This is a genomic window from Blautia sp. CAG:237, from assembly GCF_000436615.1.
GTDB classification, from domain to species: domain Bacteria; phylum Bacillota; class Clostridia; order Lachnospirales; family Lachnospiraceae; genus Blautia_A; species Blautia_A intestinihominis.
In genome coordinates this window covers 1-9,531 of the sequence record NZ_FR886760.1, presented here as the reverse complement: position 1 = coordinate 9,531, position 9,531 = coordinate 1, and the positions used below count along the sequence as shown (strand labels likewise).

The 9,531-nt window shown below is 47.5% G+C and carries 8 protein-coding genes; 7 read left to right on the top strand and 1 reads right to left on the bottom strand.

What is annotated here, in order from left to right; all coding sequences use genetic code 11:
* The coding region (locus QZL69_RS10940) for an SAM-dependent methyltransferase (RefSeq protein ID WP_291519433.1) at nt 1-188 on the bottom strand (188 nt) is incomplete at its 3' end.
* A 154-nt stretch (nt 189-342) separates the two neighbouring features.
* Between QZL69_RS10940 and QZL69_RS10935 the strand changes: the two genes are divergently transcribed.
* The 7 genes from QZL69_RS10935 to QZL69_RS10905 all read left to right on the top strand — a co-directional run bounded on the left by QZL69_RS10935 (nt 343) and on the right by QZL69_RS10905 (nt 9,319).
* Nucleotides 343-894 (top strand): hypothetical protein, encoded by a 552-nt coding sequence (locus QZL69_RS10935; RefSeq protein WP_022215243.1) that lies wholly within the window; start codon nt 343-345, stop codon nt 892-894.
* Between the two features lie 221 nt (nt 895-1,115).
* A complete protein-coding gene (locus QZL69_RS10930; RefSeq protein WP_022215242.1) occupies nt 1,116-2,513 on the top strand; it encodes a PTS mannitol transporter subunit IICB in 1,398 nt (465 codons plus the stop codon).
* A 248-nt stretch (nt 2,514-2,761) separates the two neighbouring features.
* On the top strand, nt 2,762-4,288 hold the full coding sequence (locus QZL69_RS10925; RefSeq protein WP_022215241.1) for a PTS mannitol transporter subunit IICB: 1,527 nt from the start codon (nt 2,762-2,764) through the stop codon (nt 4,286-4,288).
* Nucleotides 4,285-6,390 carry a BglG family transcription antiterminator gene (locus QZL69_RS10920; RefSeq protein WP_022215240.1) on the top strand — a complete coding sequence of 702 codons (2,106 nt, stop codon included), beginning with the start codon at nt 4,285-4,287 and terminating at the stop codon, nt 6,388-6,390. The genes QZL69_RS10925 and QZL69_RS10920 overlap by 4 nt, the downstream gene beginning before the upstream one ends.
* Before the next feature lie 195 nt (nt 6,391-6,585).
* The gene (locus QZL69_RS10915) at nt 6,586-7,074 is read left to right on the top strand and encodes a PTS sugar transporter subunit IIA (RefSeq protein ID WP_022215239.1); all 489 of its coding nucleotides are present in this window, start codon (nt 6,586-6,588) and stop codon (nt 7,072-7,074) included.
* A gap of 4 nt (nt 7,075-7,078) precedes the next feature.
* Nucleotides 7,079-8,008, top strand: a complete 930-nt coding sequence (gene pfkB, locus QZL69_RS10910; RefSeq protein WP_022215238.1) for a 1-phosphofructokinase — start codon at nt 7,079-7,081, stop codon at nt 8,006-8,008.
* 45 nt (nt 8,009-8,053) lie between these two features.
* A complete protein-coding gene (locus tag QZL69_RS10905) occupies nt 8,054-9,319 on the top strand; it encodes a zinc-binding dehydrogenase (RefSeq protein WP_022215237.1) in 1,266 nt (421 codons plus the stop codon).
* Nucleotides 9,320-9,531 lie beyond the last annotated feature (212 nt).

The window sequence follows — 9,531 nt, the reverse complement described above, 5'->3', positions numbered from 1 at the left end:
ATCGGAAGAAGTTCTTTGTCGGCTAATTCCGGCACTGCCTGGACTGCGATCTTGTAGGCAACGGTTTCTTTGACATCTGCTCCCGGTACGGCGATGATCTCATTCTCGCGGATCATGCGGACTGCCTTCAGTGTCATTAATTCCGGATCCCCAGGTCCGACTCCTACGCCATATAATGTTCCTTTCATTGGTAAAAAACCTCCTGATATTTAAAAATATTAATTGATATAATTACTCACATTCTTTTTATTATACTAGAACATTATATAGTTTGCAATGTGTGATTTGCTGTGCTATAGTAGTTTTCAGAGTAATGAAAAATGAAACGGGGTTTGAAGTACGATGCATAAATATAAGAAATTTCTGACAGTCTGTTCTCTGGCAGCACTGGTATCCTCCTGTACTGCACCATTTGTCTGTATGGCGGCAGCAGATACGACAGAAATGCAGGCGGTAGAATTTGACAGGGAAGATGGAGAATATTCCATTCAGGTAGATCTGGAGGGCGGAAGCGGCAAGGCGAGCGTGACTTCCCCGACACTTTTTACCGTGAAGGACGGAAACGGATACGCACAGATTCAGTGGAGCAGTTCAAATTATGATTACATGATCGTGGACGGGGAGAAATATCTTCCGACGAATGAAGAGGGCATGAACTCTGTATTTGAGATCCCGATCCTTACACTTGATGAGGCAATGCCGGTGGTGGCAGACACAACAGCGATGGGAACACCGCATGAGATTGATTATACATTAACTTTTTATTCAGATTCCATCGGCTCCAAGAGCCAGCTCCCGCAGGAAGCTGCCAAGAGAGTCGTTGGCGTTGCAATGGTAATCATCGTTGGCGGCGGGATCCTGAATTATTTTGTCAACAAACGCAACAGATGTTAGGGACATTTATGAAAAACATTAAGGAGATTTGGCACTAAGGGATGGTGCCAAATCTCTTTTTCTATTTCTTGAAAAGTACAATGGTTTTTCGCTATAATGAACTCATCAAGAAGAGAGTAACTGGCCGGTTACACCTCAGAAAAAAAGTAAAACAAAACCGAAAAGACGGACAGAGAGAAGGGAATCTGTTCACAAAAAAATCAAAATGAGGTGTAAACACAATGAAAGAAAAAGTTCAGGTATTTGGAAGGTTTTTGAGCGGAATGGTCATGCCGAACATCGGCGCATTCATCGCATGGGGGCTCATCACAGCGCTTTTTATCGAGACAGGATGGTGTCCGAATGAGAAACTCGCACAGTTTGTAACTCCGATGTCAACCGTACTGCTGCCGCTTCTGATCGCATACACTGGCGGTTCTGCCGTAGCAGGACAGCGCGGCGGCGTGATCGGTGCGATCGCGACCATGGGTGTGATCGTCGGTTCTGACATCCCGATGTTCATCGGTGCTATGATCGTCGGACCGCTGGCTGCATGGATCATCAAGAAATTTGACAAAGCAGTTGAGAGTCACATCAAAGCCGGCTTTGAAATGCTGGTAAATAACTTTTCGCTTGGTATCATCGGTGCGATCCTTGCATGTCTTGCCATGTATGGAGTTGCCCCGCTCGTAACAGGAATGAACTCCGTTATGAGAGCCGGTGTAGATGTCTTTGTTTCACACGGACTTCTTCCGCTGGCAAGTATCTTTATCGAACCTGCAAAAGTATTATTCTTAAACAACGCGATCAACCACGGGATCTTATCCCCAATGGGAATCCAGCAGGTAGAGGAAACAGGAAAATCCATTTTCTTCCTGCTTGAAGCAAACCCGGGACCGGGACTTGGAATCCTGCTTGCTTACTGCATCGCAGGCAAAGGAAATGCGAAGAGCTCTGCACCTGGAGCAGTGATCATCCATTTCCTCGGCGGAATCCATGAAATCTATTTCCCGTACATCCTTATGAACCCGTTGCTTCTGATCTCTGTCATCGCAGGCGGCGCAAGTGGAATCTTCTGCTTCAACTTATTTAACGTAGGTCTTACCGCTCCGGCTTCACCGGGAAGTATCATCGCGATCATGATGATGGCAGAAAAACATAGCTATTTTGGACTGATCGTCGGCGTTGCAGTGGCAGCACTTGTCTCCTTTGCAATCTCCGTGCCGATCCTCAAATTCATGGGCAAGGATACATCACTGGAAGATGCACAGCGTCAGAAAGATGCCATGAAAAAACAGGCAAAAGGAATCGCAGCAGAAACAGCAGCTACTGTACCGGCAGCAAATACAGGAAAAGTAACAAAGATCGCTTTTGCATGCGATGCAGGAATGGGATCCAGCGCAATGGGCGCAACGGTCCTCAAGAAAAAACTTGCAGCAGCAGGTCTTGAGGGAATCGAAGTCATCCACACTCCGGTATCCAGCATCCCGGCAGATGTACAGATCGTTGTCACACATGAGGAACTGGGAGAGCGCGCCGCACACAGCAATCCGAATGCAGAACGCATCCTGATCACCAACTTCCTTGCTGCACCGGAATATGCAACACTGGTAGAAAATCTGAAAAAGAGAAATTTATAATTTATCAGATGCCCTCTAAAATTTTAATATAACCGCAATGATCCCACACGTAACTGTTCACGGGTAATATCCCGCGAGGTGTTTTGCCATGAATATGGCAAAATCCCGAGACATACAGGGCAAAATGCCATCACCGAAGGTGATTTGGAATGCATTTTGACCAAGTTACTGTGAACGGAGTGAACAGTAACATCCCACACGTTGGTTATGCACCTTAACCGGAGCGAATTGACGGGTGGGATTGTTGTATGATAAAATTATTTACAGAATTAAAACGGGTAGCAGACAGGCGGCGGGGAGTCTGTCTGACGTGGGGGAACGTTATGAATGTGATACAGAAAACAGGAAAATTTTATTCAAGGATCATCATGAAAAACATCGGCATTTTTGTCTTTATCGGTCTTCTGTCTGTGGTATTCCAGACCGAAGGGTGGTTTCCGAATGAAGATATCTATGCGATCTCACAGGTTGCTTATCGCTATGTCCTGCCATGCATGATCGCCTATGAGGGCGGAAACCTTCTCAGCGATTCATTTGGAGGGCTGGCGGCAGTCATGGCACTCTGCGGGATCCTTCTGCGGGATCCGGAGGCAGGGATCTTTGGGGCGATGGTCTCAGCTCCACTCGGAGGATACCTCTGGAAAAAAGAGCGGGAATTTCTGGAGCAGGACTGTTTCGCAGAGACCAAGATGCTGTTCCGAAATTTGCTCCTGGGGCTTACCGGGGCGGTTCTTGCGGTCGGGGAATATTATCTTCTGGCAGAAGCAGTGACTGTCTTTGCAGAAGCAGCCGGCAGCTGCATCGGATGGATCCTGGAGCATGGCTATATCGCAGTCCTGAATGTCCTGATCGAGCCGGCGAAGGTTTTTTTCCTGAACAATATCATGAACCATGGGATCCTTGTTCCGCTGGGGATGAGCCAGGCAGAGCAGACTGGAGGTTCGCTCCTTTTTCTGCTTGAGACGAACCCGGGACCGGGACTTGGGATGCTGCTTGGACTGCTTTTATACAAAAGAAAAAATGTCAAACGCCGTCAGGAACTGGCGACAGCTGCATTTACACAGGCGATCGGAGGAATCCATGAAGTTTATTTTCCCTTTGTACTTGCGGATATGGGACTTCTGCTTCCATTGATCGTGGGTGGTGTTGCGGGAAGTATCTGGTTTTCCATTTTTCACTGTGAGACAGCGGGCGTGATCTCGCCGGGAAGTGTTCTGACTATTCTGATCATGGCAGGAAGAAGCAGTATGCTGCCGGTGCTTGGAGGGATCTTTGTTTCTACGGCTGTGTCCGGCGTTGGAAGTTATCTGTATCTGTGCTGGAGAGGTGAGAGGAAAGAAGTGCCGCAGTCGGAAATACCGGAGAGTGAGAAGCAGGAAGAACTTGAGAAAGAAAATACAGAAATGTCCGGACTGGAGCGTGAACTGGAAACTGCATCAGAACAGGAGGAGAAACCCATGCCAGAAAATATTTATCAGAACTTACATAAAATAGGCTTCGTCTGTAACGGAGGAATGGGCTCCAGCGCAATGGGTGCGGCCCTGTTCCGACGCGCACTCAAAACAGCCGGTATCACCGGGATCCAGGTGGAAGTTTATGCCGCAGACCTGATCGAAGAGGACATTGACCTGATCGTCTGTCAGAAAGAATTTTATGCGCTGAATCCACAGCTGCATGAGAAAGCCTGTCATGTGATCGCCGGATTTACCGACAGAGAAGAATACACAAAACTGATCCAGTGCATCCAGGATGCACAGAACGGGGGAACACGATGAAGTTAAGCAATATTTCGCCCCGCGTCAGCCAGATCCTGCAGATTCTTCTGGAACAGAATGCGCCGATCTCTGTGAAAGCGCTTGCAGAGCAGATGAATTTAAGCAAGCGCACGATCCAGAGAGAGATGGATTCTATCAACACGATCCTCAAAGGATATGAGATCACCTTGAATTCCAAAACAGGAATCGGCATCTGGCTCGAGGGCAGCGAGGACAAAAAACAGGAACTGCGGCACGATCTGTCGATGGATGACCGCCTGGATGTCAGCAACCGCGAAGAACGCAGGAAGCGTCTGACGCTTGAGATCCTCAAGGAAAAAGAACTCCGCAAACTGTTTTATTACAGCAGCCGTTTCCAGGTAAGTGAGGCGACGATCAGTGCAGATCTGGAGGCAATCGAAGGATGGCTGACCAGATACGGGCTCCGGATCACGCGCAAGCCGGGAAGCGGGATCTCCATTTCCGGAAGTGAGGAAGCATACCGCCGTGCGATCCGTGCATTTATCAACGAAAATATTGATACCCATATGCTGAGAGAAGCCTACGAGTCTACAGAGAGTGACGCAGAGGGTTATGCATCGCTGCAGTACGGAGATATCGGTAAGATCTTGAATGATGATATCGTGAAGCGTGTGATCGCCTGCCTGTCAGGGATGGACAATACCCGTGTGATGACTCTGACAGAGAGTTCCTATGTCGGTCTGGTGATCCATATTGCGATCGCGATCAACCGGATCCTCAAGGATGAAGTGATCGACACGGATGCATCCTGGCAGCAGGGACTTGTGGAGGATGCAGATTATCACCTTGCAGAGCAGATCGTAGAAGAGCTGGAGGAAGAGTTTGAGATCGAGATCCCGGCAGTGGAGGTTTCCTATATCTGCCTGCATATCAAGGGAGCAAAGCATGAAAAGATCCAGTGGGACGGAAAGAAGATCAATGCGATCGAGAACAGGGAACTCCGGGGGCTTCTTAATGAAATGGTGGATGCTTTTGACCCGGAAAGTGCGTATCTTCTGAAGCAAGATGAGGAATTTATCCAGGGTCTTCTCGCACACTTACGTCCGACTTTGATCCGCCTGGATCACGGTATGCAGATCCAGAATCCGGTGCTGGATGATATTAAACAGAATTATACGGATATTTACCAAAAATGCCTGAACGTTTCCAAAGTGCTGGAACGTTTTACCGGAAAGCCGGTTCCGGAGGAGGAGACAGGATTTCTGACCGTGCATTTCGGTGCGGCTATGGTGCGTCAGGAAGGACGCAAAGAAGAGATCCGGCAAGTGGATGTGGGAATCGTCTGCTCGAGCGGGATCGGTATTTCCCGTCTGATGCTGTCGAAGCTCAATAAGCTGTTTGGCGACCGCGTGAACCTTACTGCTTATGGCAAAAACGACATTACTTCCTATGTACAGGGAAAAACAGACTTTTTTGTATCCAGTCTTCCGATCGAAAAAGCGGAGATCCCGGTGATCCATGTCAACCCGCTTCTAAATGAGGAGGACATCGATCAGATCCGTAAGATGATCTATCAGTATCAGCGGATGCCGACCAAACATAAACAGGAAGATCTTTTTTCCGTGCAGCTTGACCAGATCAACCAGATGGCGGCACAGATCAACATTGTCATTAAGGATATGGAGCTTTTTTATGTGGATGTGGACATTACGTTTGAGGAACTTCTGCATCAGATCGGTGAGAGACTTTCGCCATATTCCGACCAGAGCCAGATCATCCAGGAGGATCTGATGCGGAGGGAGCAGGTGTCCTCGCAGATCTTTGCGGAGTTTGGCTTTGCGCTCCTGCATACCAGAACAAAAGGCGTGACGCGCCCGGTATTTGCCGTGTGCATGCCGGAGGAAAATGTGGCATTTAAAGATCCGTATTTCAAACAGATCACGGTGGCTTTTGTCATGCTGGTACCAGACGATGAGCTGGTAAAGATCAACAATGACATCATGGGACACATCAGCGGCATGCTCATCGAAGAACCGGAATTTATGGAGGTCGCAGAGCAGGGCGGCAAGGAGCAGATCCGCACGCTGCTGTCCAGACATCTAAAACAATATTTCAGGAAATACATTTCAGGACTGTCATAAACGACAGTCCTTTTTGTTGTTATAAAACGTCTTTTTTCTTCAATTTTGGCACTAAGGGATGGTGCCAAATCCCCCTTTCTTTAAATTGAAATTTCCCATTTGCCATGCGTATAATAAAGTCACAAAGAGGGAAGCAAAAACAAATCGGAACTTCAAAAAATAGAAAATGAAAAAGAATTCAGGGAGGTAACTTACATGTTTTTTAAATCAAAAAAAGAAAAAGCTCAGAAAGCAGAAACAGCACCGGTGATCGAAAAGAAAGAACTTCTGTACCGTGAGAACATCCGCACAGGCTGTGCACCGGCGACAAAGCAGGAAGCGATCATGGCAGCAGGAAAGATGCTTGTGGAGACAGGTTATGTAGAGCCGGAATATGCAGAGGCGATGCTCGAGAGAGAAAAAACATGTTCCACATTTATGGGAAACGGACTTGCTCTTCCGCACGGTGTTGAAGCTGCAAAGAAGAGAGTTTTACAGTCAGGGATCTCCGTACAGACCTTCAAAGAACCGATCGACTGGGACGGCAATCCGGTCCGCATCGTGATCGGGATCGCAGGAGTCGGAGATGCACATCTCGACATTCTGGCACAGATCGCAGAAGCAATGCTTGATGAAGAAGTGAGTGCAAATATTGCAGATTATGACGCAGATAAAATTTACAAAGTCCTCACAGGAAAGGAGTAAAGAAATGATCATAACAGTAACAATGAACCCGGCGATCGACAAGACCGTAGAGATCGAACAGCTCGTGCCAAACGGACTGAACCGCATCCAGAAGGTAGAATACGATGCCGGAGGAAAAGGAATCAACGTTTCCAAAACGATCCACGAACTTGGCGGTGAGAGCCTTGCGATGGGATTCCTCGGAGGAAATGCAGGAAAGACGATCGAGAACGTACTTACATCCTGGAACATCCAGCACGATTTTATCTGGGTGGAAGGCGAGACAAGAACCAACACCAAAGTTTTTGAAAAGAGCGGCGGTGTGACAGAATTAAATGAGCCAGGACCGGTCATCAACGAAGCACAGGTGGAAGAACTGATCCAGAAGATCTGTGAGCACACAGACAAAGAAACTCTGGTCGTTCTCGCAGGAAGCATTCCGGCAGGTGTCGACAAAAACATTTACGCAGCGATCACAGAGAGTGTCCATGAAAAAGGCGGTTCCGTCCTGATGGATGCAGATGGAGAACTGTTCCGCAATGCGCTGAAAGCATCTCCGGACATCATCAAACCGAATCAGGTAGAACTGGAAGAATACATCGGAGCAGATTACAGGCTTTCCATGGGAGAACTCAAAGCTCTGGCAGAAAAATTCCAGAACAACGGAATCAAAACTGTAGCGATCTCCATGGGAAAAGGCGGCGCGATGATCGTAAGAGACAAGTTTGTGGCAAGATGCCCGGCATTGTCTGTCAAAGCACATTCCACCGTAGGAGCCGGAGATGCAATGGTAGCAGCCCTTGCATATTCCTGGGACAAAAAACTCGGTGATGAAGAAACCGTAAGACTCTGCATGGCAACGTCCGCAGGAGCCGTGACAACCGTCGGAACAAAGCCGCCGGCAAGAGCAGTTGTAGACGAGCTGATCCCGCAGGTGGAGATGGAGATTTTATAAAAAACTTACTTCAAATATATAAAGAATAGAAAAGGAGAATTTATCATGAAAACAAAAGCAGTGAGAATGTATGGAACAAGAGATTTAAGACTGGAAGAGTTTGAATTACCGCAGATCAAAGACGACGAGATCCTCGTAAAGATCATGAGTGACAGTATCTGCATGTCCACCTACAAACTTGCAGAGCAGGGTAAGAAACACAAAAGAGCACCACAGAACATCGACACCAACCCGATCATCATCGGACATGAATTCGCAGGTGTGATCGTAGAAGTCGGTGAAAAATGGAAAGATCAGTTCAAACCGGGCATGAAATTCGCACAGCAGCCGGCACTGAACTACAAAGGAAGCCTTGCATCTCCTGGATATTCCTATGAATACTTCGGTGGAGCCTGCACTTACTGCATCATCCCTCACGAAGTTATGGAACTTGGCTGCCTGATGCCATACGAAGGTGACAGCTTCTTCGGAGCGTCCCTTGGTGAGCCGATGAGCTGTATCATCGGAGGATACCACGGAAACTACCACACAAACAAACGCAACCATGACCTTTCCGTAGGAACAAAAGCAGGCGGCGATATCATCATCCTCGGCGGCTGCGGACCGATGGGACTTGGTGCAGTCAGCTACGGTATCCAGATCGAAAACCGCCCGAAACGGATCGTTGTAACAGATATTGACGACGCCAAGATCGAGCGTGCAAGAGAAGTTATCCCGGAAGCAAAAGCAGCAGAAAACGGCGTAGAACTTCTCTATGTAAACACCGCAAAAATGGCTGATCCGGTTGAAGAATTAAAAGCGATCACCGGCGGCAAAGGCTATGACGATGTATTCGTATACATTCCAAACAGAGCGGTTGCAGAAATGGGCGATAAGCTCCTTGCATTCGATGGCTGCATGAATTTCTTTGCAGGTCCGACAGACAACCAGTTCAAAGCAGAGATCAATCTGTACAACTGCCATTATACAAGCACACATATTCTCGGTACTACAGGTGGAAACAACGATGACCTGATCGAAGCGAATGAACTGGCTGCCAAAGGAAAGATCGAACCGGCAGTTATGGTAACACACGTCGGCGGTATCGACAGTATTGCAGAGACAACCCTGAACCTGCCAAAGATCCCGGGCGGAAAGAAGTTAAGCTATACACAGTTTAACATGCCAATGACAGCAATTGAAGATTTCGGAAAACTCGGCGAGACCGATCCTCTCTTCAAGAAACTGGACGAGATCTGCAAAGCAAACCGCGGTCTGTGGAGCGCAGAAGCAGAGAGAGTATTATTCGATCACTTTGGTGTGGAATACTAAAAAACAATTGAAAAATCACATTTTCTGCCAGCTGGCTTGTCCGGCTGGCAGTTTTTCTCTGCATATAAAAATTTCCTGTTAAAAATTCCCGGAAAACATTGACTTAAAACGATTTATGACATACAGTAATGTATTGTGGTGTACACCACATTTCTTGCATAAAAAAGTCTGAACTTAACTTGTTGTGCTAGATAAAATAAAATATAAAGAAA